The 25246-nt window shown below is 63.7% G+C and carries 32 protein-coding genes; 1 reads left to right on the top strand and 31 read right to left on the bottom strand.

What is annotated here, in order from left to right:
- Positions 1 to 26: 26 nt before the first annotated feature.
- The 4 genes from FQ755_RS03640 to FQ755_RS03655 form a co-directional block, all read right to left on the bottom strand.
- A complete protein-coding gene (locus FQ755_RS03640; RefSeq protein ID WP_144151088.1) occupies positions 27 to 794 on the bottom strand; it encodes a cytochrome c1 in 768 nt (255 codons plus the stop codon).
- Positions 795 to 817: 23 nt separating this feature from the next.
- Entirely contained in the window at positions 818 to 2197 is a 1380-nt protein-coding gene (locus tag FQ755_RS03645) for a cytochrome b (protein WP_144151090.1), read from the bottom strand.
- Complete coding sequence (gene petA / locus FQ755_RS03650) at positions 2198 to 2818, bottom strand: ubiquinol-cytochrome c reductase iron-sulfur subunit (RefSeq protein WP_144151227.1); 621 nt, start codon at positions 2816 to 2818, stop codon at positions 2198 to 2200.
- A gap of 207 nt (positions 2819 to 3025) precedes the next feature.
- On the bottom strand, positions 3026 to 3772 hold the full coding sequence (locus FQ755_RS03655; protein WP_144151092.1) for a Nif3-like dinuclear metal center hexameric protein: 747 nt from the start codon (positions 3770 to 3772) through the stop codon (positions 3026 to 3028).
- Between the two features lie 19 nt (positions 3773 to 3791).
- Here FQ755_RS03655 and FQ755_RS03660 point away from each other — a divergent pair, with 19 nt between their 5' ends.
- On the top strand, positions 3792 to 5012 hold the full coding sequence (locus FQ755_RS03660; RefSeq protein ID WP_144151095.1) for a Do family serine endopeptidase: 1221 nt from the start codon (positions 3792 to 3794) through the stop codon (positions 5010 to 5012).
- A gap of 18 nt (positions 5013 to 5030) precedes the next feature.
- On the opposite strand, the gene tatC is transcribed toward FQ755_RS03660, so the two are convergent.
- The 27 genes from tatC to thiS form a co-directional block, all read right to left on the bottom strand.
- Entirely contained in the window at positions 5031 to 5813 is a 783-nt protein-coding gene (tatC, locus tag FQ755_RS03665) for a twin-arginine translocase subunit TatC (RefSeq protein WP_144151097.1), read from the bottom strand.
- Between the two features lie 34 nt (positions 5814 to 5847).
- Entirely contained in the window at positions 5848 to 6387 is a 540-nt protein-coding gene (tatB, locus tag FQ755_RS03670; RefSeq protein WP_144151099.1) for a Sec-independent protein translocase protein TatB, read from the bottom strand.
- A gap of 38 nt (positions 6388 to 6425) precedes the next feature.
- Entirely contained in the window at positions 6426 to 6665 is a 240-nt protein-coding gene (gene tatA, locus FQ755_RS03675) for a Sec-independent protein translocase subunit TatA (RefSeq protein ID WP_074301476.1), read from the bottom strand.
- 289 nt (positions 6666 to 6954) lie between these two features.
- A complete protein-coding gene (locus FQ755_RS03680; protein ID WP_144151101.1) occupies positions 6955 to 7320 on the bottom strand; it encodes a histidine triad nucleotide-binding protein in 366 nt (121 codons plus the stop codon).
- A 42-nt stretch (positions 7321 to 7362) separates the two neighbouring features.
- The gene (locus FQ755_RS03685) at positions 7363 to 7758 is read right to left on the bottom strand and encodes a DUF4870 family protein (RefSeq protein WP_144151103.1); all 396 of its coding nucleotides are present in this window, start codon (positions 7756 to 7758) and stop codon (positions 7363 to 7365) included.
- Positions 7759 to 7843: 85 nt separating this feature from the next.
- The gene (locus tag FQ755_RS03690) at positions 7844 to 8218 is read right to left on the bottom strand and encodes a phosphoribosyl-ATP diphosphatase (protein ID WP_144151105.1); all 375 of its coding nucleotides are present in this window, start codon (positions 8216 to 8218) and stop codon (positions 7844 to 7846) included.
- Positions 8215 to 8625, bottom strand: coding sequence for a phosphoribosyl-AMP cyclohydrolase (gene hisI, locus FQ755_RS03695; protein WP_186308409.1), 411 nt, complete (start codon positions 8623 to 8625; stop codon positions 8215 to 8217). The genes FQ755_RS03690 and hisI overlap by 4 nt, the downstream gene beginning before the upstream one ends.
- A gap of 1 nt (position 8626) precedes the next feature.
- Positions 8627 to 9400: an imidazole glycerol phosphate synthase subunit HisF gene (hisF, locus tag FQ755_RS03700; protein WP_144151107.1), complete on the bottom strand. Its 774-nt coding sequence runs from the start codon at positions 9398 to 9400 to the stop codon at positions 8627 to 8629.
- Positions 9401 to 9529: 129 nt separating this feature from the next.
- A complete protein-coding gene (gene hisA / locus FQ755_RS03705) occupies positions 9530 to 10282 on the bottom strand; it encodes a 1-(5-phosphoribosyl)-5-[(5-phosphoribosylamino)methylideneamino]imidazole-4-carboxamide isomerase (protein ID WP_144151109.1) in 753 nt (250 codons plus the stop codon).
- A 168-nt stretch (positions 10283 to 10450) separates the two neighbouring features.
- Positions 10451 to 11092, bottom strand: coding sequence for an imidazole glycerol phosphate synthase subunit HisH (hisH, locus tag FQ755_RS03710; RefSeq protein WP_144151111.1), 642 nt, complete (start codon positions 11090 to 11092; stop codon positions 10451 to 10453).
- Between the two features lie 75 nt (positions 11093 to 11167).
- Positions 11168 to 11755, bottom strand: a complete 588-nt coding sequence (gene hisB, locus FQ755_RS03715; protein WP_144151113.1) for an imidazoleglycerol-phosphate dehydratase HisB — start codon at positions 11753 to 11755, stop codon at positions 11168 to 11170.
- A gap of 94 nt (positions 11756 to 11849) precedes the next feature.
- A complete protein-coding gene (gene hisC, locus FQ755_RS03720) occupies positions 11850 to 12920 on the bottom strand; it encodes a histidinol-phosphate transaminase (protein WP_144151115.1) in 1071 nt (356 codons plus the stop codon).
- Between the two features lie 112 nt (positions 12921 to 13032).
- A complete protein-coding gene (gene hisD / locus FQ755_RS03725; protein ID WP_144151117.1) occupies positions 13033 to 14355 on the bottom strand; it encodes a histidinol dehydrogenase in 1323 nt (440 codons plus the stop codon).
- Positions 14356 to 14422: 67 nt separating this feature from the next.
- On the bottom strand, positions 14423 to 15121 hold the full coding sequence (hisG, locus tag FQ755_RS03730) for an ATP phosphoribosyltransferase (protein WP_144151119.1): 699 nt from the start codon (positions 15119 to 15121) through the stop codon (positions 14423 to 14425).
- On the bottom strand, positions 15118 to 16380 hold the full coding sequence (gene murA, locus FQ755_RS03735) for a UDP-N-acetylglucosamine 1-carboxyvinyltransferase (RefSeq protein ID WP_144151121.1): 1263 nt from the start codon (positions 16378 to 16380) through the stop codon (positions 15118 to 15120). Before murA ends, hisG begins: the two co-directional genes overlap by 4 nt.
- A 111-nt stretch (positions 16381 to 16491) precedes the next feature.
- The gene (locus FQ755_RS03740; protein WP_074262648.1) at positions 16492 to 16731 is read right to left on the bottom strand and encodes a BolA family protein; all 240 of its coding nucleotides are present in this window, start codon (positions 16729 to 16731) and stop codon (positions 16492 to 16494) included.
- Between the two features lie 15 nt (positions 16732 to 16746).
- The gene (locus tag FQ755_RS03745) at positions 16747 to 17511 is read right to left on the bottom strand and encodes an ABC transporter permease (protein ID WP_144151123.1); all 765 of its coding nucleotides are present in this window, start codon (positions 17509 to 17511) and stop codon (positions 16747 to 16749) included.
- Positions 17508 to 18440 (bottom strand): ABC transporter ATP-binding protein, encoded by a 933-nt coding sequence (locus tag FQ755_RS03750; RefSeq protein WP_144151125.1) that lies wholly within the window; start codon positions 18438 to 18440, stop codon positions 17508 to 17510. The genes FQ755_RS03745 and FQ755_RS03750 overlap by 4 nt, the downstream gene beginning before the upstream one ends.
- A 180-nt stretch (positions 18441 to 18620) precedes the next feature.
- On the bottom strand, positions 18621 to 18914 hold the full coding sequence (locus FQ755_RS03755) for a lipid asymmetry maintenance protein MlaB (protein ID WP_144151126.1): 294 nt from the start codon (positions 18912 to 18914) through the stop codon (positions 18621 to 18623).
- A gap of 8 nt (positions 18915 to 18922) precedes the next feature.
- Positions 18923 to 19552 (bottom strand): phospholipid-binding protein MlaC, encoded by a 630-nt coding sequence (locus FQ755_RS03760; RefSeq protein WP_144151128.1) that lies wholly within the window; start codon positions 19550 to 19552, stop codon positions 18923 to 18925.
- A 119-nt stretch (positions 19553 to 19671) separates the two neighbouring features.
- On the bottom strand, positions 19672 to 20691 hold the full coding sequence (locus FQ755_RS03765) for a VacJ family lipoprotein (RefSeq protein WP_144151130.1): 1020 nt from the start codon (positions 20689 to 20691) through the stop codon (positions 19672 to 19674).
- 11 nt (positions 20692 to 20702) lie between these two features.
- A complete protein-coding gene (gene mlaD, locus FQ755_RS03770) occupies positions 20703 to 21245 on the bottom strand; it encodes an outer membrane lipid asymmetry maintenance protein MlaD (protein ID WP_144151133.1) in 543 nt (180 codons plus the stop codon).
- A gap of 93 nt (positions 21246 to 21338) precedes the next feature.
- A complete protein-coding gene (mlaE, locus tag FQ755_RS03775; protein ID WP_144151135.1) occupies positions 21339 to 22106 on the bottom strand; it encodes a lipid asymmetry maintenance ABC transporter permease subunit MlaE in 768 nt (255 codons plus the stop codon).
- Positions 22103 to 22924 (bottom strand): ABC transporter ATP-binding protein, encoded by an 822-nt coding sequence (locus FQ755_RS03780; RefSeq protein ID WP_144151137.1) that lies wholly within the window; start codon positions 22922 to 22924, stop codon positions 22103 to 22105. The genes mlaE and FQ755_RS03780 overlap by 4 nt, the downstream gene beginning before the upstream one ends.
- A gap of 97 nt (positions 22925 to 23021) precedes the next feature.
- Positions 23022 to 24134, bottom strand: coding sequence for a thiamine phosphate synthase (gene thiE / locus FQ755_RS03785; protein WP_144151139.1), 1113 nt, complete (start codon positions 24132 to 24134; stop codon positions 23022 to 23024).
- The gene (locus FQ755_RS03790; protein ID WP_144151141.1) at positions 24131 to 24946 is read right to left on the bottom strand and encodes a thiazole synthase; all 816 of its coding nucleotides are present in this window, start codon (positions 24944 to 24946) and stop codon (positions 24131 to 24133) included. The genes thiE and FQ755_RS03790 overlap by 4 nt, the downstream gene beginning before the upstream one ends.
- Positions 24947 to 24997: 51 nt before the next feature.
- Entirely contained in the window at positions 24998 to 25195 is a 198-nt protein-coding gene (gene thiS, locus FQ755_RS03795; RefSeq protein WP_144151143.1) for a sulfur carrier protein ThiS, read from the bottom strand.
- Between the last annotated feature and the right edge of the window lie 51 nt (positions 25196 to 25246).

The following is a 25246-nucleotide window of genomic DNA, read 5'->3' on the forward strand; positions in this document are numbered from 1 at the left end:
CCGGCCCCACGCCGGTTATGGCGTGATTATTTGATATCTTTCCAGTACGCGGCGTTCAATCGCCAGGCGAAAAAGCTCAGGATGCCGAGGAAAAACAGCACCCACACACCAAGCCGGTGGCGGGTTTGCTGCGTCGGTTCGGACATCCAGGACAGGTACGACACGAGGTCGGCCACATCCGAATCATAATCCACCGCCGACAACGTCCCCGGCGTGATCTGCTGGTAGCCGACGAATTTATGGACTGTTTCCCCGCTCCTTTCGTCGACGACGTCGTCAAACTTCGCCGTGCGCTGCCCCTGAAGCTGCCACAACACGTGAGGCATGCTCACGTTTTCATACACCAGATTATTCCAGCCGGTTGGCCGCGTATCGTCGCGATAAAAGCTGCGCAGATACGTGTAAAGCCAATCGCGGCCACGCGCCCGCGCTTCCACTGACAGATCCGGCGGCGCCGTGCCGAACCACGACTTCGCGTCGCCCGGCTGCATGGCCACCGTCATCGTGTTGCCGACTTTATCGGTCGTGAAAAGCAGGTTTGTCTGAATTTCCTGCGGTGAAATGCCTAAACTGGTCAATGCGCTGTAACGCATCAGATTCGCACTGTGGCAATTCAGGCAGTAGTTTACAAACAATTTGGCGCCATGCTGCAAAGAAGCAAAATTGTCCGCGTTATCGGGCGCGCGGTCGAGCGGGAAATTGTCGTCCGCATAGGCCGGCGTGGCCAGCAGCGCGAGCGCCAGAGTGAGCGATGCGGCCCCGATCACCGCGAGCCTCGCAAGCATTTTTCTCATGTTCGTGTCTCCTTGGCCGGCGATTAGTGAGGCTTGAACCGCACACGTTCGGGTGGCTGCCTGAAAGTTCCAAGCCGCGTCCAGAACGGCATGCCAAGGAAAAACGCAAAGTAGATCAGCGCGCAGACCTGCGCGATCAGCGTCGCGGCGGGTGACGGCGGCTTGGTTCCGAGGAACGCCAGCGTCAGAAAGACCAGCACGAAGATCCCGTAAAACACCTTGTGGAAGAATGGCCGGTAGCGGATCGACTTGACCGGCGAGCGGTCGAGCCACGGCAGGAAGAACAGCGAAACCACCGCGCTGCCCATCACCACCACGCCCCAGAATTTCGACTGGGTGAAGTACATCGCCAGGATCACCAGCACGGCGAGCACCGGCAGCCCCACCTTCCACTTGCCGCGCGCCCGCAGCAGCGCCAGCACGCCGAGGAGCGCGATCACGATCATCAGCACGATCTTGAACGGGTCCGTGGTGGCGCGCAGCATCGCATAGAACGCCGTGAAGTACCACACCGGCGCGATTTCCGGCGGCGTCTGCAAGGGGTTGGCCGGCACGAAGTTGTTCGCCTCGAGGAAGTAGCCGCCCATCTCCGGCGCGAAAAAAATGATCGCCGCGAAGATCAGCAGGAACACCGAGACGCCCATGAAGTCGTGCACGGAGTAGTACGGATGGAACGGGATGCCGTCGAGCGGAATGCCGTTCTCGTCCTTCTTCGCCTTGATCTCGATGCCGTCCGGATTGTTCGAGCCCACTTCGTGCAGCGCCACCAGATGCGCCACCACCAGCCCGATCAGCACCAGCGGAATCGCGATCACGTGAAACGCGAAGAAGCGGTTCAGCGTGACGTCCGACACCACGTAATCGCCGCGAATCCACAGCGACAGATCCGGCCCGATGAAGGGAATCGCCGAGAACAGGTTGACGATCACCTGTGCGCCCCAGAACGACATCTGGCCCCACGGCAGCAGGTAGCCGAAGAAGGCTTCCGCCATCAGGCACAGGAAGATCGCGCAACCGAAGATCCACACGAGTTCGCGCGGCTTGCGATACGAGCCGTACATCAGCCCGCGGAACATGTGCAGATAGACCACCACGAAGAACATCGACGCGCCGGTCGAGTGCATGTAGCGGATCAGCCAGCCCCACGGCACCTCGCGCATGATGTACTCGACCGAGGCGAACGCGAGCGTCGAATCCGGCTTGTAGTTCATGGTGAGGAAAATGCCGGTGACGATCTGGTTGACCAGCACCAGCAGCGCGAGCGAGCCGAAGAAATACCAGAAATTGAAATTTTTCGGCGCGTAATACTCGGAGACGTGCTTCTTCCACGTCGAGGTCATCGGGAAACGGCGGTCGATCCAGCCGGCCAGCCCGGTTGTCTCCACTTCGTGTTCGATCGCCATTTACGCTTCTCCTTTCTCGTCCTTGCCGATCACGAGCTGGGTAGCCGACGTGAACATGTAGGGCGGGATATCCAGGTTTTGCGGCGCAGGTTTGTTCTTGAAGACGCGGCCGGCCATATCGTAGGTCGAGCCGTGGCACGGACACAAAAAGCCGCCTGGCCAGTCGTCCGGAAGATTGGGCTGCGCGCCCTCCTGGAAACGCGGCGTCGGCGTGCAGCCCAGATGGGTACACACGGCAACGGCGACGAGAAGGTTCTTATGATCCGGCCGCGAGCGGAATTCGTTGTTGCAGTATTCCGGCAACGGCATCGAGAAGGGATGTTCGGTATGGGGATCGGCAACTTCGTTATCGGCTTTCTGCACGTCGGCGAGCATCTTGTCGGTACGGTTGATGATCCAGACCGGCTTGCCGCGCCAGGCAACGGTCATCATGTCGCCCGGCTTCAGATTGCTGATATCGGCCTCGACCGGCGCGCCGGCTGCCTTGGCCTTTTCAGATGGTGCAAACGAACTAACAAAGGGTACGACAGTGGCAACGCCTCCTATGCCACCTGCTACGGTCGTCGCTATCAGCCACGTACGCCGGCCGCCGTCGACGAGCTCATCTTCTTTGTCTCGCATCACACGCCCCACTTCTGAGTTGGATTTTTCCTTCACGTCGCTTCTACCGACGCTAGTTTGCTCGAATGGAGTCGTCATTTACAAGGCCCGAATGCCAAAAACCATGCGAAGTCTTTGATATCCAAGGGTTTCCCCGCACGAATCAGAAACTTTTCTGGAGTTTCTTTTAAGTGGGCCCTGTGTATTTCGTGCGGTTTAGTTCAGTAATCACACGGGATTGTGAATATCAATAAAGAGGTGTTCGATATCAAATGATTCCGACAGATGCGCGCCCAACGCCTGCACGCCGAAACGCTCGGTTGCATGATGGCCAGCGGCCAGAAACGCCACGCCGCTTTCCTGCGCGGTATGCATGCTGGGTTCGGAGACTTCACCGGTGAGGAACACGTCGGCGCCGGCTTCGATCGCCGCGTTGAAGTAGCCTTGCGCGGCGCCCGTGCACCAGGCGACGCGCCGCAATTCGACGTCCGGGTCGCCGAACGCGAGCGGCGTGCGGCCGAGCGTCTCCTCGACCTCCGCGGTAAAGTGCGCGAGCGTGACCGGCATCGGCAACGTGGTCATCCAGCCGAGGTCGTTGTCGCCGAAGCGCGACTCGCCGATCCAGCCCATCTTCGCGCCGAGTTGCGCGTTGTTGCCGAATTCGGGATGGTCGTCGAGCGGCAGATGGTAGGCGAACAGGTTCAGGTCGTTGCCGAGCAGCAGCTTCAGGCGGTTATATTTGCGGCCGGTAATCTGCGCCGGCTCGTTGCGCCAGAAGTAGCCATGATGAACCAGCACGGCGTCGGCGCCCCAATCGAGCGCCGCCTCCAGGAAGGCCAGCGAGGCGGTGACGCCGGTCGCCAGCTTGTTGACCCGGCGCCGCCCTTCGACCTGCAGGCCGTTCGGGCAGTAGTCCTTGAAGCGCGCGGTTTCAAGGACTTTGTTCAGATACAATTCAAGTTCGATCCGATCCATATAATCCTCTAATCTTCAGATGCTTAGACGCTTTTGGCTGTTCTTTGCCCAAGCGGTGACCGTGCTGTTGGCACTGATGTTCATCATTGCCACGCTCAAACCGCAATGGCTGCAACGCCAGGGGCAGTTCGGCAAGCAGCTCGCCGAACCGATCGTCGCGCTGCGGGAGGTGGCACCTGGCATCGGTAGCAGCGGCCCTGCACAGGCATCCTATGCCGACGCCGCGCAGAAGGCGTCCCCCGCGGTCGTCAACGTGTTTTCGAGCAAGGACGGCTCTTTGCCGCCCGACCCTCGCGCGAAAGATCCGCTGTTTCGTTACTTCTTCGGCAACAAGAACAACAACAAACAGCAGGAACAGCCCGCAGCAAATCTCGGCTCGGGTGTCATAGTGAGTTCGGAAGGTTACATTCTAACGAACCAGCACGTGGTCGACGGCGCGGATCAGATCGAAATCGCGCTCGCCGACGGCCGCACCACCACCGCCAAGGTGATCGGCGTCGATCCGGAGACGGATCTGGCCGTGCTGAAGGTGAACCTCACCAACCTGCCCACCATCACGCTCGGCCGCATGGACCAGACGCGCGTGGGCGACGTGGTGCTGGCCATCGGCAACCCGTTCGGGGTCGGCCAGACGGTCACCATGGGGATTGTCAGCGCGCTCGGCCGCAATCACCTCGGCATCAACACCTTCGAAAACTTCATCCAGACCGACGCGGCCATCAATCCCGGCAACTCGGGCGGCGCGCTGGTGGACGTGAACGGCAATCTGCTCGGCATCAACACCGCGATCTATTCGCGTTCGGGCGGCTCGCTGGGGATCGGCTTTGCGATTCCTGTGTCGACGGCGCGCAGCGTGCTGGAGAGCATCATTACCACCGGCTCGGTGACGCGCGGCTGGATCGGCGTCGAGCCGCAGGACGTGACACCGGAGATTGCCGAGTCGTTCGGGTTGGAGCAGAAGTCGGGAGCAATCGTGGCGGGCGTGCTGAAGAACGGGCCGGCCGACCGTGCCGGCATCAAGCCGGGTGACATTCTCGTCAGCGTGGACGGTCAGGACATCACCGATACCACGCGTCTGCTGAACCTGATCGCGCAGATCAAACCGGGTTCCAGCGCGAAGATCCATCTGGTGCGCAAGAACCGCGAGCTGGATCTGGACGTGATGATCGGCAAGCGCCCGCCGCCGCCGAAACAGCCGACGGACGATAGCGGCGGCGATCAGGACGACGATGGGGGTTGAGGCAAGGCGTTGCCGCCCTCAGCTCGCCGCCTGCTCCCCGTCATCCGCGATTTCCTTCTGCTTGCCGACAATCAGGCGCGCCGCGACGATCCCCGCCTCATAAAGCACGATCAGCGGCAGCGCGAGAATGAGCTGCGAGAACACGTCAGGCGGCGTCACCACTGCCGACACCACGAACGCCCCGACGATCACATACGGACGGATCTGACGCAGCTTCTTGACCGTCACAATGCCCATCCGCACCAGCAGCACGACCACAATCGGGACTTCGAACGTCACCCCGAACGCGATGAACATGGTCAGCACGAAACTGAGATAGTTGTCGATGTCCGTGTTCATGGCCGCGCCGAGCGGCGCGTTGTAGTGCGCCATCACGCGGAAAATGGTGGGGAACACCACGAAGTAGGCGAACGCCATGCCGCACAGGAACAGGATGTAGCTGCTGCCCACCAGCGGCACCACCAGCTTTTTCTCGTGCTGGTAAAGCCCCGGCGCGACGAACGCCCAGATCTGGTACAGCACCACCGGCAGCGCAATCACCAGCGCCACCATCATGGTCACCTTCATCGGCACGAAGAACGAGCCGGTGACGTCGGTGACGATCAGCTTGCCGTCTTTCGGCAGATTCACCATCAAGGGCCGCGCGAGCAGCCTGAAGATGTCCGGCGCCCAGTAGACGAGCCCGAGAAACACCACGATGACGGCAATGCCGGCGCGGATGATGCGATCACGCAGTTCGACGAGATGCGAGATGAAGGTCTCTTCAGCGCCTTCGCTCTGGGTTTGCTGGGGGTCGCTCACACCGGCCCTCGGTAGGAGATTATCGGTAGGGTCATCAGAAGAAGCGCGTCGGCCGGCGCAGGCTCACCGGCGTATGACGCGCCACGCGCGCCGCGCCCGACTGCACCCGCGTGCGGCGGGCGGTGGCACGCTTGTACCACGTCGGCATGGCAGTCTGCTTGACACGCCAGTTCTTGCGTTTGGGCGCCGCAGGGGATGCGGCGCGCCAGGAGGTCGAACTGGTCATGAGGTTGTTGTTACCCGCGGCGCCTTCCAGCGCGCCGCCGGCAATGCTCGGGCTCACCGGCGAACCCGAATTCCACGCGTCGTTCAGTTCGCTTTCATGCTTGCGCAGGTTGTCGTGAACCGAGGTTTCGACGTTGCTCGCCGCCGTTTCGAACTCGCTTTTCATACGGCGCAATTCGTCGAGCTCGATTTCACGCGTGACTTCGGCCTTCACGTCGTTGATATACCGTTGCGCACGGCCAAACAGCGCCCCCGCCGTGCGGGCGACGCGCGGCAGCCGCTCCGGCCCGAGTACGACCAGCGCGACGACGCCGATCAGCGCCATCTTGGTTAGACCGAGGTCCAGCATGAAGTGGGGTTCCCGTCAGTACGCGGATGGACCGCGGCTTAGCGGTAGTCGCTCGAGCGCGGTGTCTTTTCTTTGGCGTCGACATCCACCGTGTCGGTGCGCGGCAGCTCGCGCTGTTGCGCGTCGCCGGCCGGAGTCTCCGCTTCTTTCATGCCTTCCTTGAAACCCTTCACTGCGCCGCCCAGATCGGTGCCGATATTGCGCAGCTTCTTCGTGCCGAAGACCAGTGCCACGATCAGCAAAACGATCAGCCAGTGCCAAATACTCAACGAACCCATGACTACTCTCCTTAACCCCGACAATGCGTTTGCACGCGTCGAACATCTGCGCCTTACGGCTCGAATCGAAGCGCGTGCGCCTCATCTATACGTTGCCGCCGCTGCTTCAGATTCGGCGCAGCGGCCCTCAGCATGCCTGATTGTGTCCGGGCAACCGCGACGGCCTCATTACATTGCCAGAGAAAAATGCCCTGAAGCTGCCTTCGCGCCGCCGTCCGCCATCATACGCAGTTCAGGCGCCCAATGAATACGCTTGTAACGTGCGCGTTCGCAACGGACGCCCGGCACGTCACCCCATCCGTTGCCACGGGCGCGGCCCCGCCAGAATATGCGCATGCAGGTGATACACCTCCTGACCGCCGCCCGGCCCGGTATTGATTACCGTGCGAAAGCCGGTCTCGCCGCCGCTGTAGGCGACGCCAAGCTGCGCGGCCAGACGCGCCACCAATACAAGCATTCTACCAAGCAGCGGCGCATCGCTTTCGGTGCAGTTCGACAGCGTTTCGATGTGCTTGCGCGGAATCACCAGCACATGGGTTTCGGCCGCCGGGCGAATGTCGCGGAAGGCGACGAACTCGTCGTCCTCGTGGACTTTGGTCGAAGGAATTTCGCCCGCGGCGATCTTGCAGAAAAGGCAGTTTGAATCGTGGCTCATGGAGGTCCTGAAGCGCAAACGTGCGGGCAGAGCGGCCTGGCGTCAGAACCACGCCCGCGGATTCAGCAGCGGCTTGTTATCGTACAGAAACAGCCAGCCCTTGATGATACGGTACAACATCCAGATCCCGACAGCCCACAGGACCGGAATGCCGATCACGACGAAAAACAGCAGGCCGCCGATCAGATAGCCCAGCATGCACCACCAGAAGGTGCGCATCTGCCACTGGAAATGCGCTTCGTAAGGCGTGCCGGCGACATCCGGCCGCTTCACATAATTGATGATGATGGCGATCAGCACCGAGATGCCGCCCGTCAGCCAGTACACCGCGTAGAGCGCGTACAGCACGTGGGTGAGGGTACGGGCGCTGCGTTCGCGGTCGGATTCGAGGGCATTACGGTAAGCGGGCCGCGGATATTCGCCCGGCGACTGTTCCATGCTTGCGTCCTCCTTCCTGTTGGCCTGCGGTTTGCGCATTCCGGTTGCTGCCGGTTGGCGGCGTCCGGTTGATCCGCAGGGCGAATCAATCGCCCTGTTGCTCGCGCTCGCGGCTCTTGCGCAGCGCTTTCTCTTCGATGCCCGACATACCCTCGCGGCGCTCAAGTTCGGCGAGCACGTCGGCCGGGCTCAGGTCGAAGTGCGACAGCATCACGAGGCAATGGAACCACAGATCGGCCACTTCGCCCACCAGCGCGGCGGGCGCGCCGCCCTGGCGCACGTCCTTGGCGGCGAGTACGACTTCGGTGGCTTCCTCGCCGATTTTCTTCAGGACCGCGTCGTCGCCCTTATGGAACAGGCGTGACACATAAGAAACGTCGGGGTCGCCGCCCTTGCGGCCGTCGATTACGGCGGCGAGGCGCAGCAGCGTGTCGTGCGTCGATTGCGAGTTTTGCGTCATTTGTAGATGTGTTCGGGGTCTTTCAGGACGGGTTCGACCGCGACCCAGTCGCCGTCTTCGACCGTCCCTTCGAATTTCTGGAAAAAGCACGAATGGCGGCCCGTGTGGCAGGCAATGCCCGACACCTGCTCGACCTTCAGCAGCACGACGTCTTCGTCGCAATCAAGCCGCACTTCATGCACGTGCTGCACGTGGCCGGACTCTTCGCCCTTGAACCACAGCCGCTGACGCGAGCGCGAGAAATACACCGCGCGCTGCGTTTCGATGGTTTTGGCGAGCGCCTCGCGGTTCATCCACGCGAACATCAGCACGTCGTTGCTGGCGGCTTCCTGGGCGATCACCGGCACGAGGCCGTTCGCGTCCCACTTCACCTTGTCGAGCCAGTCCACAGCCGTAGGATTCACCACGTCACAACCTCACTGAAATGCCTTGATCGGCCATGAAGCGCTTGGCTTCGCCGACCGTGTGTTCGCCGTAGTGGAAGATGCTGGCGGCCAGCACGGCGTCCGCGTGACCGTCCTTGATGCCGTCGGCCAGATGCTGCAGCGAGCCGACGCCGCCCGAGGCGATCACCGGAATCGAAACCGCATCGGACACCGCGCGCGTAAGCGCCAGATCGAAGCCGCTCTTGGTGCCGTCGCGGTCCATGCTGGTGAGCAGGATTTCGCCGGCGCCGAGTTCGGCCATCTTGCGCGCCCATTCGACCGCTTCCAGCCCGGTCGCCTTGCGCCCGCCGTGCGTGAAGACTTCCCAGCGCGGCGTTTCGCCGTCGGCGGAAACACGCTTGGCGTCGATCGCTACCACGATGCATTGCGAGCCGTACTTATCCGTGGCGTCGCGCACCAGTTGCGGATTCGCCACGGCCGACGAATTCATGCTGATCTTGTCCGCCCCCGCATTCAGCAGACGCCGCACGTCTTCGACCGCGCGCACGCCGCCGCCGACCGTCAGCGGAATGAATACCTGCGACGCCACCGCTTCGATGATCGGCAGGATCAAGTCGCGCTGATCGGAGGTGGCGGTGATGTCGAGGAAGGTGAGTTCGTCGGCACCCTGCTCGTCGTAGCGACGGGCAATTTCGACCGGATCGCCCGCATCGCGCAATTCGACGAAGTTGACGCCCTTGACCACGCGGCCAGCCGTGACGTCGAGACAGGGGATGATGCGTTTAGCTAGAGCCATGATCGTGCAAATTCTGCCAATACCGCTGATGAGGCCGCCCACCTTGGGGCGGCGCTGTGCCGGCGCGCGTGGCTGCCGTGCCGGGCTCTCGGGCCCGGCGCTACCAGGCGGTCGTGCTGCGCCCCGTATTCAGGCGTCGTCCGACTCGCGCAGCTTGTCGGCAAGGGTCTGGGCGGCCGCAAAGTCGAGATCGCCCGAATAGATGGCGCGCCCGCAGATCACGCCTTCGATGCCTTCGACTTCCACTTCGCAGAGCGCTTCGATGTCCGCGAGATTCGACAGGCCGCCGCTCGCGATGACCGGAATCTTCACCGCGCGCGCGAGACGCACCGTCGCGTCGATGTTGACACCTTGCAGCATGCCGTCGCGGCCGATATCAGTATAAATGATCGATTCGCAGCCATAGTCCTCGAACTTGCGCGCAAGATCGGCAACTTCGTGGCCGGTCAGCTTGCTCCAGCCGTCCGTGGCCACTTTGCCGTCTTTGGCGTCGAGGCCCACAATGATGTGGCCGCCGAACGCCGTGCAGGCGTCCTGCAGGAACCCCGGATTCTTCACCGCCGCCGTGCCGATGATCACATACGACAGACCGTCGTCCAGATAGCGCTCGATGGTGTTCAGGTCGCGGATGCCGCCGCCCAGCTGGACGGGAATCTCGCCACCGACTTCCTCGATGATCGCGCGGATCGCGTCTTCGTTCTTCGGCTTACCGGCAAATGCGCCGTTCAGGTCGACGAGGTGCAGGCGCCGGGCGCCGCGGTCGACCCAATGTCGGGCCATCGCCGCCGGTTCCTCGGAAAAAATCGTCGCCTGGTCCATGTCGCCCTGTTTGAGGCGGACACACTGACCATCTTTCAGGTCGATGGCGGGAATCAGCAGCATAGCAATCGGGTCTAGTCAGGGAAGAAGGTTTAAGGTCGGGCGGCGCCGGGAAAGCCGGATCAGGCCGCTCGGCCGCCGTTTCGCTAGTTTAGTACAACTCTTTGAGGAGCCCGGCGCACGTGCCTCAGGCACGCGGGCGCGGTGAAACGGAACAGTGACGGTAGGCGCTCACGGGTTCCAGTGCACGAAGTTTCGATACACACGCAGACCCGCTTCAGCGCTCTTTTCCGGATGGAATTGGGTTGCAAAGATGTTATCCCGCGCCACCGCCGAGGTAAAGGGCACGCCGTACACGGTCTCGCCGGAGGTATGCGCGGCGTTGTCCGGCTGCACGTAATAGCTATGCACGAAGTAGAAGAAACTGCCATCCGCGACGCCGTCCCACAGCGGATGCGGCAAAGTCTGACGCACGCGGTTCCAGCCCATCTGCGGGACCTTGAAGCGCGAGCCGTCGTCCTGCAACTGGCCTTCCAGATCGAAGCGCAACACCTTGCCGGGCAACAGCCCGAGGCCGGGCGTGTCGCCCTCGGCGCTCCAGTCGAACAGCATCTGCTCGCCCACGCACACGCCCATCAGCGGCTTGCTGCGCGAGGCTTCGATGACCGCCTCCTGCAGGCCGGATTCGCCGAGGCTGCGCATGCAATCGGGCATCGCGCCCTGGCCGGGCAACACGACGCGGTCGGCGGCGCGAATCGCTTCCGGCTGGTCGACGATCGCCACCTCCGCTTCCGGCGCGGCCTTGCGCAGCGCCTGGGCGACCGAACGCAGGTTGCCCATTCCGTAATCCACAATCGCAATCGAAGTTTTCATTTCAGGTCAGGCAGTGACGCCCCAGGTTTGGGCCGTCGCACGCCTTGCCAGGCAGTGCGGCGGGCCGTGGGGTGCTTACAGGCTACCCTTGGTCGACGGAATCTGTCCCGCCGCGCGATCATCCAGCTCAACCGCCATGCGCAAGGCCCGGCCGAAGGCCTTGAACACGGTTTCCATCTGATGATGGGCATTCAGGCCGCGCAGGTTGTCGATATGAAGCGTCACGCCGGCGTGATTCACGAAGCCGCGGAAGAATTCGATGGAAAGGTCGACGTCGAACGTGCCGATGCGCGCGCGCGTGAACGGCACATGGAATTCGAGGCCCGGACGGCCGGAAAAATCGATCACGACACGCGACAGGGCTTCGTCGAGCGGCACGTAAGAATGACCGTAGCGACGGATGCCCTTCTTGTCGCCGACCGCCTTCGCGACCGCCTGCCCCAGCGTGATGCCGACGTCTTCGACCGTATGATGATCGTCGATCTGCGTGTCGCCATGCGCTTCGATGTCCAGATCAATCAACCCATGCCGCGCGATCTGGTCGAGCATGTGGTCGAGGAACGGCACGCCGGTGGCGAGCTGTTGCTTGCCGGTGCCGTCCAGATTGATCTTGATACGGATCTGCGTTTCGCTAGTGTCGCGAACGACTTCCGCCTGGCGCATGGTAATTCCTCGAATCTGACTATGAAAGAAAGGCTGTGGGGGGAACGCCAAACGCCGCGCCCGCCATGCGGTGCGCGGCGCGACGGCACGCCGTTTAATGCAGCACGAGTTGCAGTGCGGCCAGCAGTTGCGCGTTTTCGTCAGGTGAACCGACCGTCAGACGCACGCAATTGGCCAGCAATGGATGCATTTTACTCACGTTTTTGATCAAAACCCGTGCAGAAAGCAGCGTTTCGAACATAACGGATGCGTCAGGCACCCGCACCAGCAGGAAGTTGCCGGCGCTCGGAAACACTTGGGCACCCGGCAACTGACCCACGGCCAGCGCCAGTTTCGTGCGCTCCTCGCGCAGTTGCGCGGCCTGGGCGTCGAGCACGTCGAGGTGGTCGAGCAGGAAATCGGCGGTGGCTTGCGTCAGCACATTGATGTTGTAGGGCGGCCGCACCTTGTCGAATTCGGTAAGCCAGGCCGCGCGTCCGACCAGGTAGCCGAGGCGGATGCCGGCGAGGCCGAGCTTCGAGACCGTGCGCATCACCACCACGTTGTCGAATGCGTCGGCGCGCGGCAGCCAGCTTTGCTGCGCAAACGGCTGGTAGGCCTCGTCGATCACCACCAGGCTCTGGTTTGCGGCGGCGATGATGCGTTCCATGTCGGCGGCGTCGTAGAGCGTGCCGGTCGGATTGTTCGGATAGGCCAGATAGACGATGGCGGGCCGATGCTCGGCAATCGCGGCGAGCATCGCTTCGGTGTCGAGCGTGAAGTCGGCCTTGAGCGGCACGCCGACGAACTCCAGTTGCGCCAGTTTCGCCGACACCTGATACATCACGAAGCCAGGCACCGGCGCGAGCACCTTGGCGCCCGGCTGGGCGCAGGCCATCGACATCATGCTGATGATTTCATCCGAACCGTTGCCGAGCAGCACTTCGCAGTTCGCGGGCACGCCCATCGTGCGCTTGATCTTTTCGAGCAGCGCTTCCGGACGCGGTGCCGGATAGCGGTTCAGCGCGACACCCGCCAGATGTTCGCCGAGTTGCGCGGCAAGCGGCGCCGGCAAGGAGAACGGGTTTTCCATCGCGTCGAGCTTCACGTAGCCCGTGGCGTCCGGAACCGGATAGCTCGTCATCGCGAGGACGTCGCGGCGAATGATGTCTTGAGGTGTCGTCATGGGTAGGCGGACCGGATCGCACAGCGCACCGGTCATGCAAGGACGGCCCGAAAGCCGCCCCGATTGGTCAATTGAGGTGATGCGATGCCTGGCTTGCGTCAGGCCGGCGCGCTCAGCCGTTCTGCTTCATCCGGTACTCGGCGCTGCGGGCATGCGCCGGCAGTCCTTCGCCGTAAGCCAGCTCCGCTGCGATCTCACCGAGCGTCTGCGCGCCTTCCGCGCTGACTTCGATCACACTCGAACGCTTGAAGAAATCATAGACCCCAAGCGGCGAGGAGAACCGTGCGGTACGCGACGTAGGCAGCACGTGATTCGGCCCCGCGCAATAGTCGCCGAGGCTTTCGCTGGTGTAGCGGCCGAGGAAGATCGCGCCGGCGTGGCGAATCAGCTTGCCCCACTGATGCGGCTCCAGCGCGGAGATTTCGAGGTGCTCCGGGGCGATGTCGTTGGCGATCGCGCAGGCTTCGGCCATGTCGCGCACCTTGATCAGCGCGCCGCGCCCTTCCAGCGAGGCGCGGATCACGTCGCGGCGCGGCATGGTGGGCAGCAGTTCGTTGATCGCGTCATGCACGCGGGCAATGAAAGCGTCGTCCGGGCATAGCAGGATGGATTGCGCGAGTTCGTCGTGCTCGGCTTGCGAGAACAGGTCCATGGCGACCCAGCGCGGATCGGTGGTGCCGTCGCATAGCACCAGGATCTCGGAAGGACCGGCGATCATGTCGATGCCGACCGTGCCGAACACGCGACGCTTGGCCGACGCGACATACGCGTTGCCGGGGCCGCAGATCTTGTCGACGGCGGGCACGGTGGCGGTGCCATACGCCAATGCGCCCACGGCCTGCGCGCCGCCGATGGTAAACACGCGGTCGACGCCACCCAGCAGCGCCGCCGCCAGCACCAGCGGATTCTTCACGCCGTCGGGCGTGGGCACGACCATGACGATTTCGCGCACGCCGGCGACGCGCGCCGGAATCGCGTTCATCAACACCGACGACGGATACGCAGCCTTGCCGCCCGGCACATAGATGCCGGCGCGGTCGAGTGGCGTGACCTTCTGGCCCAGCACGGTGCCGTCCGCTTCGGTGTACTGCCAGCTATGGCTGCCGCATTCGATCTTCTGCTTCTCGTGATAGCCGCGCACGCGGGCGGCGGCCGCTTCGAGCGCGGCGCGGCGGCGCGGGTCGAGCCCTTCCAGCGCGGCTTCGAGTTCCGTCATCGGCAGTTCGAGCGCGGCGACGCTGGTCGCCTCCAGCCGGTCGAAGCGATTGGTGTATTCGAGTACGGCGGCGTCGCCGCGCGTCTTCACGTCGGCCAGAATCTGCGCAACCGACTTTTCGATCGCTTCGTCTTCGCTCGCCTCGAACGCGAGCACCGCGTGCAACGCCTTCTGGAAGTCGGGAGCACTGGAATCGAGTTTGCGAATCTTGATAGACATGCTGGTATCCGTTTCGGTAAGGCGCGCCTGACGCCTCTCAAGCTACGTCAGGCCAGATCAGGCGCGCTCAGGCAGCCGCATCGGCGCGCCGCGACGCGCGTTCGAACGCGTCGAGGAACGGCCGCAGCGCGGCGCGCTTGAGCTTGAGCGCCGCCTGATTCACGACGAGGCGCGAAGAGATCTGCATGATCTCTTCCACCTCGACAAGGTTGTTCGCCCGCAACGTGCCGCCCGAGCTGACCAAGTCGACGATCGCGTCGGCGAGGCCCACGAGCGGCGCGAGTTCCATCGAACCGTACAGCTTGATCAGGTCGACGTGCACGCCCTTCGAGGCGAAATGCTGGCGCGCGGTTTCCACGTATTTGGTGGCCACACGCAGACGCGCGCCCTGGCGCACCGCGTTCTCGTAATCGAAGCCCGCCGCTACGGCCACCGACATCCGGCACCGCGCGATATCGAGGTCCACCGGCTGATACAGGCCGCTGCCGCCGTGTTCGAGCAGCACGTCTTTACCCGCTACGCCGAAGTCGGCCGCGCCGTATTCGACGTAGGTCGGCACATCCGTGGCGCGCACGATAATCACGCGCAGATTCGCAGCCGTGGTGGGCAGGATCAGCTTGCGCGAGGTTTCCGGATCTTCGGTCACTTCGACGCCCGCCGCGGCGAGCAGCGGCAAGGTTTCTTCGAAGATACGCCCTTTCGACAGCGCCAGCGTGAGCGGCGCGCTCACGGCCGGCGACGACGAGGTTTGCGGCTGCGCGCTCATGCCTGGCTCCCCGCGATGCGGCGCACTTTCGCGCCGACTGCCGTCAGCTTCGACTCCATCCGGTCGTAGCCGCGGTCGAGGTGATAGATGCGGTCGATCAGCGTCTCACCCTCGGCGCACAGGCCGGCGATCACGAGACTCGCCGATGCACGCAGGTCGGTCGCCATCACCTTGGCGCCCGACAGCCTGGCGACGCCGCTCACCAGCGCCGTATTGCCGTCGATCGTGATGCTGGCGCCGAGACGGTTCAGTTCCTGCACGTGCATGAAGCGGTTTTCGAAGATCGTCTCGACCACCTGCGACGTGCCGTCGGCAATGGCGTTGAGCGCCATGAACTGCGCCTGCATGTCGGTCGGGAACGCCGGGTATTCGGAAGTGCGCACGCCCACCGCATGCGGACGCCGGTCCATGCGCACGCGCATCCAGTCGTCGCCTTCCTCGATCGTCACGCCGGCTTCGCGCAGCTTTTCCGTCACCGCTTCGAGGATCAGCGGACGCACCTTGCGCAGGATCACGTCGCCGCCCGCCGCCGCGACCGCGCACAGGAACGTGCCCGCTTCGATGCGGTCGGGAATCACCGTATGTTTCGCGCCGTGCAGTTTGTCGACGCCCTGGATCACCAGACGGTCGGTGCCGATGCCGTCGATCTGCGCGCCCATGGCGACCAGCAGATGCGCGAGGTCGCCCACTTCCGGCTCGCGCGCGGCGTTCTCGATGACCGTTTCGCCGTCGGCCAGCACCGCCGCCATCAGCAGATTCTCGGTGCCGGTGACGGTGATCATGTCGGTGACGATGCGCGCGCCCTTCAGGCGTTTCGCCCGCGCTTCGATAAAGCCATGTTCGATGGCGATGTCCGCGCCCATCGCCTGCAGACCCTTGATGTGCTGGTCGACCGGCCGTGCGCCGATGGCGCAGCCGCCCGGCAGCGACACCTTCGCTTCGCCGAAGCGCGCGAGCAGCGGCCCGAGCACGAGGATCGAGGCGCGCATCGTCTTCACCAGTTCATACGGCGCGACGAGGTTGTCGACCTTCGAGGCGTCCAGCGACACCCGTCCCTCACCCGCTTCCGTGCGCACGCCCATCTGGTTGAGCAGCTTGAGCGTGGTACGGACGTCCTGCAGATCCGGCACGTTTTCGAGATGTACCGGTTCCGCGCTCAGCAAGCCGGCGCACAGGATCGGCAAGGCGGCGTTCTTCGCCCCCGACACCACGATCTCACCGGCCAGCCGCTGGCCGCCTTCAATGACGAGTTTGTCCATACCTGTCGTCTCCTGATCGATCCGGCCTGCCGCCGGGGCTGCATTGCTTGCTGCGGCGGCGCCGCTACCGGCTTCGCGCCTGTCTTGTGTAATTCGCACTAACTTTCCAGATTACGCGTTTTGCCATTCGGCGGGCGTCAGCGTCTTCATGCTGAGCGCGTGAATTTCTTCGCGCATGCGGTCGCCGAGCGCCGCATAGACGAGTTGATGCCGCTGGATCAGCCGCTTGCCTTCGAAGCTCGGCGAAACGATGGTCGCGAAGAAATGCTGACCGTCGCCTTCGACTTCGAGATGCTCGCAGGCGAGCCCAACCGCGATGTATTGCTTGACCTGTTCGGGAGTCGGCAACATGGGGAAAGCTCCTCGTCAGTGGCGCAGTTTGTAGCCGGAGGCGAGCATGCGCATCGCCACCACGGCCAGCACCACGAAGAAACCGGCGACAATGCCCAGGCTCACGAGCGGATCGATATCCGAGACCCCGAAGAAACCGTAGCGAAAGCCGTCGATCATGTAGAAAAAGGGATTCAGCCGCGACACTTCACGCCATACAGGCGGCAGCGTGTGGGTCGAATAAAACACGCCCGACAGGAACGTGAGCGGCATGATCAGAAAATTCTGGAACGCGGCGAGCTGGTCGAACTTCTCGGCCCAGATGCCGGCGATCAGACCGAGCGTGCCGAGTATCCCCGCGCCCAGCACGGCAAAGGCGACGATCATCAGTGGCGCGCTGAAACTGAGCGGCACGAACCAGATGGTCACGATAAACACGCCGAAGCCGACCGCCAGCCCGCGCACCACCGAAGCCAGCACATACGCGCAGTACATCTCATAGTGGGACAGCGGCGGCAGTAGCACGAACACCAGGTTGCCGGTGATTTTCGACTGGATTAGCGAGGACGAACTGTTGGCGAACGCGTTCTGCAACACGCTCATCATCACGAGGCCGGGGATCAGGAAGCTCGTGTATTCGACGCCCGGGTAGACCTGCACATGGCCGCGCAGCGCGTGGCCGAAGATGGTCAGGTACAACAGCGCGGTGATCACCGGAGCCAGAACCGTCTGGAAGGCGACCTTCCAGAAACGCAGAATTTCCTTGTAAAACAGCGTGCGAAATCCGTTAAACCCGCTCATGCAAGCCCCTCGATCACTTCCGGACCGTTCATCACCTGAACGAAGACATCTTCGAGGTCGGCTTTGCGCACCTCGACTTCTTCCAATTTGCAGCCTGCGCTGCGGCATTGCGCGAGAATCCGCTCGACGTCGTCATAGCTCGCAAGGCGCAGCAGATGTTGCCGGCCATTGCCGTTGCCCGCGTGCGCGTCGACTTCGAGCGGACGCAGTTCGGCCGGCAGCACGCCTTCGGTAAAGCGCAGGAACAGTTGCATGCCGGCAAAGCGTTGCAGCAGCGCGCTGGTGCGCTCGAGCGCCACCACCTCGCCGCGCCGCAGCATGGCGATCCGGTCGCACAGCGACTCCGCCTCTTCCAGATAGTGCGTGGTCAGCACGATCGTGTGGCCCTCGCGATTCAGGCGCGAGATGAATTTCCACAAGGTCTGACGCAGTTCGACGTCGACACCCGCAGTGGGCTCGTCGAGCACGATCACCGGCGGCCGGTGCACCAGCGCCTGTGCGACCAGCACGCGGCGCTTCATGCCGCCCGACAGCGCGCGCATGTTGACGTCGGCTTTTTCGGTGAGATCGAGATTGGCCATCACCTCGTCGATCCACGCGTCGTTATTGCGCAGGCCGAAATAGCCGGACTGGATGCGCAAGGTTTCGCGCACCGTGAAGAACGGATCGAACACGAGTTCCTGCGGCACGACGCCGAGCGCGCGGCGCGCGTCGCGGAAATCGCTGACCACGTCGTGGCCGCGTACCGCGATATGGCCTTCATCGGCGCGCGCGAGACCGGCGAGTATGCTGATCAGCGTCGTTTTGCCCGCACCGTTCGGACCGAGCAGTCCGAAAAACTCGCCTTCTTCGACCGTGAGGCTGACGCCCTTGAGCGCCTGAAGATCTTTGTAGCGCTTCTTGACGTTACGAATTTCTATGGCTGGCATGACTGTGCGCCGCGTTGGATGACGGCGCCTGATAGGTGCGCAAAGTGCTGGAAGGGAACGAAATTGGGGTTCGCCAAAGTCAAACCTGAACCCCAAAAAACGTTTGATTATAGGGCAAAGTCTGACCGGCAGACTTTGCCGAGGGGATTGGAAGGCGACGCGCGAAGCGTCAGCAGAGCGTCAATGTCGCTCGGAGACCAGCGTATCGACGCCGTAGGCATGCGCGAGGCTGGCGAGACCAGCCGGCAGATTGACGATATCAAGCGCGGCGCCGCGTGCCTGGGCGGCCCGCTGCCATGCGATCAGCACGGCAAGCGCCGACGAATCGAACTGCGCGAGCGGCGCGCAATCGACGCCGGTCGCACCCGCCGCGATCCGCTGCAGCCCGGCGGCGAGCGCGGCCTTCGCGCTCGCGTGGGTCAGCGTCGTGCCGGTTTCGAAACGGCCCGCCGTTGGGCGGACCCCGGCGTTCACCGCTGAGCTCACGACTGCTTGCCCGCAGCGAGTTGCTGGTTACGCTGCGTGAGGAACTGGATCAGGCCGTCCACGCCGTGCTGCTGGATCTGCTCGTTGAACTGCTGCTGATACGCCTGAATGAGCCATGCGCCGAGCACGTTGATGTCATACACGCGCCAGCCTTGCGGCGTCTTGTACAGACGGTAGTCGAGTTCCACCGGCGAGCCGTTGTTCATCACCACCGAACGGACCACCGTGTCGGTATCGTCCGGGTTCATGCGGAACGGCTTGTACTGGATCTGCTGGTCTTTGACCTGCGCCAGCGCGCCCGAATACGTGCGGATCAGCAGCATCTTGAACTGCTCGACCACGGCGTCCTGCTGCGCCGGCGTGGCAGCACGCCAGTTGCGGCCCATTGCCAGTTGCGTGGTGCGGCGGAAGTCCGTGTACGGCAGGATCTTCTCGTTGACGAGTTGCGTGATGTGCGAAATGTCGCCCTGCTGGATCGACTTGTCGCTGCGGACCTGGTCCACCACCTGCTGGGTGACGGTCTTGATCAGCGCGTCGGGCGCGCTGGTGTCGACCGCTTGCGCATGGGCCACGCTACCGAAGGAAAACAATGCGGCAAAAAACGGAACGAGGAAGAATTTTTTCATATTAAGCCTGGCAAGAGGAATAGTGCAGTGCACACCTTGGAACCGACAATAGCACGCGAGTTCATCCGCGATCCACGCGCAAACTGCGAGAGTCGTTTCCAGGTGTTACGGCTGCGACCTCAACGCAATTTGAATGTCGGGAAGTTAAGCCGCGGCGGCACCACCTGATCGGCCGGAACCTGATCGTTCTCGGGACCGCCGTTCATATCCAGCGGCGGCGTGGCCGGCGTACCGGAAGCCGGCGCCACGGTGGCAGCGGTGGCGCCCGAACCCGAAGCGCCCTGCGGCGCCGCTGGGTTGGCAGGAGCAGACGCCGTGCCCGGCGCCGAAGCCGCGCCCGGAGCGGAGGCTGCGGTGGCGCCCGCCGCCGGCGCTGCGGCGCTGCCGTCCACGTCGTCATACTTGGGCAACGGCGCGTTGTCGCCGTAATCCGGCAGCGCGGCGTTGCCGCCGCTCTTGCCTTGCGCGAGCAGGTAGTTGCGGCGCTGCAGATAGGCGTTGCGCACGAACGAGTACTTGTCGAGCGCCGCGCCTTCCAGCACGTCGCTCGCGCTCAGCAGGTTAGCCCGCGTATTGACGATGTTCACGCCATACAGCGCCCAACTCAGGCCATCCGGATGAATGTACGACAGCGGATTGACGTAGTAAGCACCAATCGACCCCACCGCGTCGCGCACCGTGCTCGGCCCGAACAGCGGCAACACGAGGTACGGACCCGCCGGCACGCCATAGTGACCGAGCGTGAGACCCAGGTCGTTGTCGTGCTTCGGCAGTTTCGCGAGCGTGGCGACGTCGAACAGGCCGCCCACACCGAACGTGGTGTTGATGACGATCCGCATGATGTCTTCCACGCCATCGGTGATCTTCAGTTGCAGCAGGTTGTTGGCTGCCACGTAGACGTCACCGATATTCGAGAAGAAGTTCGTCACGCTGTCGCGCACCGGCTGCGGCGTGATGTACACGTAGCCCTTGGCGACCGGCTTCAGCGCGTACTGATCGACCTTGTCGTTGAACTTGAAGATCGTGCGGTTTACACCCTCGAGCGGATCGCCCTTGGTGGGGTTCTGGACGGTCGCACAGCCGGCCAGCATGGCCGCGCCGAAAGCGAGCGCCGAGAAACGGACGCGCATGGTCTGCATTCTTGTTCTCCTTATTGACCCGACGCGCCCGCAGGCACGGCCGGTGCCGGTGCCGCCGGCGCGGCGGCCGCAGCGGATGCGCCCGACTTGGCGGCGCCCGAATCTGCCGCCTTGCTATAGAGGAATTGTCCAATCAGGTTCTCGAGCACGATGGCCGACTGGGTCATCGAGATCGTGTCGCCTGCTTTCAGCATTTCACTATCGCCGCCCGGTTCGAGACCGATGTACTGCTCACCGAGCAGGCCCGAGGTCAGGATCTTGGCGGAGGTGTCTTTCGGAAACGGGTATTGCTTGTCCAGATCGATCGTTACGACGGCCTGGTACGAGTTGCTGTCGAAGCCGATCGAATCCACCCGGCCGACCGTCACGCCCGCGCTCTTCACCGGCGCACGCGCTTTCAGGCCACCGATATTGTCGAACTTCAGCTTGACCGGGTAAGTTGCCTGAAACGACAACGAGCTCATGTTGCCGGCCTTCAGCGCCAGGAACAGCAGCGCTACGAAGCCCAGCACCACAAACAGGCCGACCCAGAAGTCGAGAGCAGTCTTTTTCATCGTCATCCCAAAGTGAATCCAGCGCGCCGGCCGCGCCTTCCGCGCGGCGCGGGCAAGCCGGTGCCCGCGGCGGAAAGCGCGTCGCGCGGTTTTTTAGCCGAACATCAATGCGGTCAGCAGGAAATCGAGGCCGAGTACGGCGAGCGAGCCGTACACCACCGTCTTGGTCGTCGCCCGCGAAACGCCTTCCGGGGTCGGTTTGGCTTCGTAGCCCTGGAAGAGCGCGATGAACGTCACCGCAAAGCCGAACACGATACTCTTGATTACCCCGTTGCCCACATCGGCCCACACGTCGACGCCGCCTTGCATCTGCGACCAGAACGAGCCGGCGTCCACGCCGATCATCAGCACGCCCACCACATAACCGCCGCCAATTCCGACCGCACTGAAAATGGCCGCGAGAATCGGCATGGAGATGATGCCGGCCCACAGGCGCGGCGCGACCACGATCTTGATCGGATCCACCGCCATCATTTCCATGGCCGTCAGTTGCTCGCCCGCCTTCATCAGGCCGATTTCCGCCGTGAGCGACGTGCCGGCGCGCCCCGCGAACAGCAGCGCCGTGACCACCGGACCCAGTTCGCGCACCAGCGACAGCGCCACCAGCAAGCCGAGCGCCTGCTCGGAACCATAGCGGTTCAGCGTGTTGTAACCCTGCAGCCCCAGCACGAAGCCGACAAACAAACCCGACACCGCGATGATCACCAGCGAATAATTACCCACGAAGTGGATCTGCTTCGTGACAAGACGCGGACGGCGCAACAAAGGGAAAAATTCGAGCACGAGGCGCAGGAAGAGCCGCGTGGCGTAGCCGACGGTTTCGAGGCTGCCGAGCACCGAACGTCCGATCGAACTGATCATGCCTGTCCCCCGCCGATGCCGAAATCTGCCGCAAGCGGCGTATTACTGGGATAGTGGAATTTGAACGGGCCGTCTGGCGCGCCGTCGATGAACTGCCGCACGGTGGCATCGGTCGAGGCGCGCAGTTCGGCGGGCGTGCCTTCCGCGTGGACCCCGCCGTTGGCGAGAAAGTACACGTAGTCGGCAATCGCGAACGATTCCGGCACGTCGTGCGTCACCAGAATGGAGGTGGCGCCGAGCGCCTGGTTCAGCGCGCGAATCAGGTTCGCGGTGATGCCGAGCGAAATGGGATCGAGACCGGCGAACGGCTCGTCATACATCATCAGTTCGGGGTCGAGCGCGATGGCGCGGGCGAGCGCCACGCGCCGCGCCATGCCGCCCGAAATCTCGGATGGCGCCAGTTCGCGCGCGCCGCGCAGACCCACCGCGTTGAGCTTCATCAGCACGAGATCGCGGATCAATTCCTCGGGCAGATCGGTGTGCTCGCGCAGCGCGAACGCCACGTTTTCGAACACCGACATGTCGGTGAATAGCGCGCCGAACTGAAACAGCATGCCCATCTTGCGACGCAAGGCATACAGGCCGTCGCGCGTTTGCGCGCCGATGTCCTGGCCTTGAAACAGAATCTGCCCGCGCTGCGCGCGCACGAGGCCGCCGATCAGCCGCAGCACGGTGGTCTTGCCACACCCCGAGCCGCCCATGACCGCGACGACCTGGCCGCGCCTGAAGCGCAGGTTCAGGTTCGACAGGACGAGCCGGTCGCCGTAACCGAAGTCGACGTCGCGGAGCTCGAGAAGGGTCTCGGAGGAGGAAGGCACGAAGCTGACAATCCTTTTACACAGAAGGCCGAATTATAGGGCCATCGTGCAAAAGTTGCCGTGACGCGCCCTGTCCCCGAAAGCGCGGACTTCGCGATTATGGCGTAAACCCTCGCTGCATTGCAGCGACCGCGCTGGCGGGGTCCGCGGCCTCTGTGACGGCGCGCACGACAGCCGCGCAGCCCACCCCGGTCGCCAGTACCTGAGGCAGTACCTGCTGGTCGATGCCGCCGATCGCGACCAGCGGCACGACGCCGTCGAGCAGTCGCACATAGCGCGCGAGACGCGCGAGTCCCTGCGGCGCGGTGGGCATCACTTTTGTGGTGGTCGGGAACACCGCGCCGAGCGCGACGTAGCTCGGGCGGAAGTGCAGCGCGGTAAGAATCTCGTAGTAGCCGTGGGTCGACAGGCCGAGCCGGATGCCGGCGGCGGCGAGCCTCGCCAGATCGGCTTGGTGCAGATCTTCCTGACCGAGGTGGACGCCATACGCGCCGGCTTCGAGCGCCAGTTGCCAATGATCGTTGATGAAAACCTGGGCGTCGTGCGCGCGTCCCGCTGCGACGCAACGGGAAATTTCCTGCACCAGTTCAAGCGGTTCCGCCGTCTTGCGACGAAGTTGGAGCGTCTTCACGCCGAATCCGGCTACACGCTCGACCCACTCCGCGGTCGGCAAAACGGGATATAGGCCAAGACGCGCCGGGCAGTGCGCGAACGGCTGCTCGGGCGCCGCCGGCAAGCCCAGCACGCGCGGGAAGCGCGCCAGGTCGGTGGGCCAGGCGTCGTCGGCCCGGGTTTCGTCGCCGTCGCGCCAGGCGAGCGCCAGCACCAGCGCGTCGTGCGGGCCGAAGCCGCAATCGAGAAACGCGGCCAGCGCGGCAATCCAGTCTTCGGCCAGATGGCCTTCCAGCGGATAACGCTCGCCGCCCAGATGCAGTGTCGCGCGTCCGGCGGCGGCTTCGATCACGCCGGCGCCCCGCACCTGCCAGCGCGCCACCTGTTCGCCGTGCTGCTGGGCGTCGGCGACGATGATCAGATCGCCGCCGTTGGCGTCGTCCGGCGCGCTCAGGCAAATGCGCCACGGCGCGTGAGTCGGCGGCCATTCGCCGAGGCGGGCGCGGATGCGCTCGGCCGCTTCGGTCAGTTCATCGGCGGGCGGCCAGAACAGGTCGCGGCCGCCGAGCGGTGAAGTCTGCGTGGACGGCTGATTCATGCCGCGCTCCCATCCTGATGCCAGAACGGCATGCCGACCACCGGCGTGCTCGCATGGGCGCTTTCGCGTTCGGCCATCGGGCCGGCCAGATATGCCTGACGGCCTGCTTCGACGCCGAGCGCAAAGGCGCGCGCCATCGCCTCGGGATGAGTGGCCTGCGACACCGCCGTGTTCAGCAGCACGCCGTCGAAACCCCACTCCATCACCTGCGCGGCATGCGAGGGCACACCCAGGCCCGCGTCGACGATCAGCGGCACGTCCGGCAGCCGTTCGCGCAACACCCGCAGGCCGTAGGGATTGATCACGCCCTTGCCGGTGCCGATCGGCGCGCCCCATGGCATCAGCGCCTCGCAGCCGGCATCGAGCAGACGCCGGCCGATCACCAGGTCTTCCGTGCAGTACGGCAACACCTTGAAGCCGTCCTTGACGAGTCGCGCGGCCGCTTCGATGAGGCCCACCGGATCGGGTTGCAGCGTGTAGTCGTCGCCGATCAGCTCCAGCTTGATCCAGTCGGTCTCGAATACCTCGCGCGCCATGTGGGCCGTGGTGACCGCCTCGCCGACGCTCTGGCAACCGGCCGTGTTCGGCAAAAGCGGCACGCCGTGGCGCTTGAGCAGGTCGAAGAAGCCGGCTTCGGCGCCGCCTTCGTTCATCTGCCGGCGCAGCGCGACGGTGATCATGCCGGGCTTCGCGGCGTCGATCGAATCGGACAGCGACTGCAGCGACGGATAGCGCGAGGTGCCGAGCAGCACGCGGCTGGCGAAGGTTTCGCCGTACAGCGTGAGCGCGTCGGCGCAAGTGGGAGAAGTCATCGGTAAATCCTTGTCTCTGGCGATACACGGCCACCCGGCCGCGAGCGGCGTTTAACCGCCGGCGACCGGTTGCACGACGTCGAGCCGGTCGCCCGTTTGCAGCGCGCGCGCGGCGTGCTGGGTGCGGGCCACGAAGTCGCCGTTCAGCGCGACAGCGAACGGCGGACGCGCGCCGTAGGCGGCCAGCGCGTCGGCGACGGTCGCCCCGTCGGGGAGCGACAACGGCTTCTGATTGATATGAATGTCCATGGTGTTCAGATACGGTTCAATCGATAACGCAGACGGCCCGCGAGACGGTGG

It is taken from the genome of Paraburkholderia sp. BCC1885 (genome assembly GCF_900996235.1).
In the GTDB taxonomy this organism is placed as follows: domain Bacteria; phylum Pseudomonadota; class Gammaproteobacteria; order Burkholderiales; family Burkholderiaceae; genus Paraburkholderia.

What these genes read in the sequence shown, in the direction of transcription:
- hisA (WP_144151109.1), bottom strand. Translation starts at nt 10,282, where the DNA reads ATGCTGCTGATTCCCGCCATCGACCTGAAAGATGGTCAGTGTGTCCGC.
- FQ755_RS03750 (WP_144151125.1), bottom strand. Translation starts at nt 18,440, where the DNA reads ATGCCAGCCATAGAAATTCGTAACGTCAAGAAGCGCTACAAAGATCTT.
- tatB (WP_144151099.1), bottom strand. Translation starts at nt 6,387, where the DNA reads ATGCTGGACCTCGGTCTAACCAAGATGGCGCTGATCGGCGTCGTCGCG.
- FQ755_RS03680 (WP_144151101.1), bottom strand. Translation starts at nt 7,320, where the DNA reads ATGAGCCACGATTCAAACTGCCTTTTCTGCAAGATCGCCGCGGGCGAA.
- hisF (WP_144151107.1), bottom strand. Translation starts at nt 9,400, where the DNA reads ATGGCTCTAGCTAAACGCATCATCCCCTGTCTCGACGTCACGGCTGGC.
- hisH (WP_144151111.1), bottom strand. Translation starts at nt 11,092, where the DNA reads ATGAAAACTTCGATTGCGATTGTGGATTACGGAATGGGCAACCTGCGT.
- petA (WP_144151227.1), bottom strand. Translation starts at nt 2,818, where the DNA reads ATGCGAGACAAAGAAGATGAGCTCGTCGACGGCGGCCGGCGTACGTGG.
- FQ755_RS03685 (WP_144151103.1), bottom strand. Translation starts at nt 7,758, where the DNA reads ATGGAACAGTCGCCGGGCGAATATCCGCGGCCCGCTTACCGTAATGCC.
- tatA (WP_074301476.1), bottom strand. Translation starts at nt 6,665, where the DNA reads ATGGGTTCGTTGAGTATTTGGCACTGGCTGATCGTTTTGCTGATCGTG.
- FQ755_RS03690 (WP_144151105.1), bottom strand. Translation starts at nt 8,218, where the DNA reads ATGACGCAAAACTCGCAATCGACGCACGACACGCTGCTGCGCCTCGCC.
- hisD (WP_144151117.1), bottom strand. Translation starts at nt 14,355, where the DNA reads ATGTCTATCAAGATTCGCAAACTCGATTCCAGTGCTCCCGACTTCCAG.
- FQ755_RS03655 (WP_144151092.1), bottom strand. Translation starts at nt 3,772, where the DNA reads ATGGATCGGATCGAACTTGAATTGTATCTGAACAAAGTCCTTGAAACC.
- thiS (WP_144151143.1), bottom strand. Translation starts at nt 25,195, where the DNA reads ATGGACATTCATATCAATCAGAAGCCGTTGTCGCTCCCCGACGGGGCG.
- mlaD (WP_144151133.1), bottom strand. Translation starts at nt 21,245, where the DNA reads ATGAAAAAGACTGCTCTCGACTTCTGGGTCGGCCTGTTTGTGGTGCTG.
- FQ755_RS03640 (WP_144151088.1), bottom strand. Translation starts at nt 794, where the DNA reads ATGAGAAAAATGCTTGCGAGGCTCGCGGTGATCGGGGCCGCATCGCTC.
- hisG (WP_144151119.1), bottom strand. Translation starts at nt 15,121, where the DNA reads ATGAGCGCGCAGCCGCAAACCTCGTCGTCGCCGGCCGTGAGCGCGCCG.
- FQ755_RS03790 (WP_144151141.1), bottom strand. Translation starts at nt 24,946, where the DNA reads ATGACTTCTCCCACTTGCGCCGACGCGCTCACGCTGTACGGCGAAACC.
- thiE (WP_144151139.1), bottom strand. Translation starts at nt 24,134, where the DNA reads ATGAATCAGCCGTCCACGCAGACTTCACCGCTCGGCGGCCGCGACCTG.
- FQ755_RS03740 (WP_074262648.1), bottom strand. Translation starts at nt 16,731, where the DNA reads ATGTTGCCGACTCCCGAACAGGTCAAGCAATACATCGCGGTTGGGCTC.
- murA (WP_144151121.1), bottom strand. Translation starts at nt 16,380, where the DNA reads ATGGACAAACTCGTCATTGAAGGCGGCCAGCGGCTGGCCGGTGAGATC.
- hisC (WP_144151115.1), bottom strand. Translation starts at nt 12,920, where the DNA reads ATGACGACACCTCAAGACATCATTCGCCGCGACGTCCTCGCGATGACG.
- FQ755_RS03765 (WP_144151130.1), bottom strand. Translation starts at nt 20,691, where the DNA reads ATGCAGACCATGCGCGTCCGTTTCTCGGCGCTCGCTTTCGGCGCGGCC.
- FQ755_RS03745 (WP_144151123.1), bottom strand. Translation starts at nt 17,511, where the DNA reads ATGAGCGGGTTTAACGGATTTCGCACGCTGTTTTACAAGGAAATTCTG.
- FQ755_RS03645 (WP_144151090.1), bottom strand. Translation starts at nt 2,197, where the DNA reads ATGGCGATCGAACACGAAGTGGAGACAACCGGGCTGGCCGGCTGGATC.
- mlaE (WP_144151135.1), bottom strand. Translation starts at nt 22,106, where the DNA reads ATGATCAGTTCGATCGGACGTTCGGTGCTCGGCAGCCTCGAAACCGTC.
- FQ755_RS03660 (WP_144151095.1), top strand. Translation starts at nt 3,792, where the DNA reads ATGCTTAGACGCTTTTGGCTGTTCTTTGCCCAAGCGGTGACCGTGCTG.
- FQ755_RS03760 (WP_144151128.1), bottom strand. Translation starts at nt 19,552, where the DNA reads ATGAAAAAATTCTTCCTCGTTCCGTTTTTTGCCGCATTGTTTTCCTTC.
- hisB (WP_144151113.1), bottom strand. Translation starts at nt 11,755, where the DNA reads ATGCGCCAGGCGGAAGTCGTTCGCGACACTAGCGAAACGCAGATCCGT.